This window comes from Clostridium tarantellae, assembly GCF_009295725.1.
Lineage (GTDB): Bacteria > Bacillota > Clostridia > Clostridiales > Clostridiaceae > Sarcina > Sarcina tarantellae.
In genome coordinates this window covers 1-1,005 of sequence record NZ_WHJC01000544.1, presented here as the reverse complement: position 1 = coordinate 1,005, position 1,005 = coordinate 1, and the positions used below count along the sequence as shown (strand labels likewise).

At 19.7% G+C, this 1,005-nt stretch carries 1 protein-coding gene; it reads right to left on the bottom strand.

The genetic code is table 11. The features are described from left to right. Positions 1 to 14 precede the first annotated feature (14 nt). Positions 15 to 830, bottom strand: coding sequence for a DUF6398 domain-containing protein (locus GBZ86_RS16230; RefSeq protein ID WP_152892389.1), 816 nt, complete (start codon positions 828 to 830; stop codon positions 15 to 17). Positions 831 to 1,005: the final 175 nt, after the last annotated feature.

Here is a 1,005-nt window from a genome sequence, read left to right as displayed (position 1 = left end):
TTTTTATGCTCAATTTATTTTATAATATTTATCAAATAAATATTTCCCTTTATATTTTTTAATACATTTATTAATTCTAATCCATTATTTATATATTTATTTTCACTTAAAAAATATATAAATTTCGTTAATACTGGTATTATTAATTTAAATATAATTTTATCTCCACTTATTCTTTTAGGCATTATATCTAAACAACATTTTTTTATCCCTTCACCACTCCATGTAGTGTAACTTTCACCAATATAATTTAACATACTAATGTCAAAAGCTTCTATAATAAAATCTGCTTGATTTTTTTCATTCTCATTTAAACTTTCATATAATTCTGACTGAAAAAATTTTTCAATTAAAAAATCCAAATCTTCTTCTAAATAATATTCTTTTACTTTTTTATCTGTAAATAAAACTTCTCTTAACTCTTTACCTAATGTTCCAATAAATAATTCATTGTTTTTTTCATCATTGTCGATTATATAGTTTTCCTTTAAGGATTCTATAACTAATACTTTCTTTATAAATTTACTTTTACTTTTTACTTTTTTTATATCCACTTCAAAATACGAACAAATATTATCTATATTAATAGTATTTGAGTCTTTTATTAGTTTTGTATCTATCATAGTAATAATTATTGCTGAAATCCACTCACTTACCACTCCCCTTAGTATTATTTCAGAATCAACTTTTATTAGTTCATCTAAAATATTTATAGATACCTCGGTTATAATTTCATTATAAAATTTTTTTGTGAAATCTAATAATCCATTTTTTATAAGAGTATACTTACCAAACAATTTATTAGGCATAAATCTAATTAACTTACCCATATTTTCTCCTTTGTAATAACTAATTATATTAAAATTATCTCAAAGAATTAACTTTTTATTCTTAATATATACTTTTTTATATAATTTTCTCATACTTTCATTACTATGGAATTATCATTAAAGCTTTATTATTACTCTTAAAAAAATACTTATAATTTATAAAAACCCTTAGAAT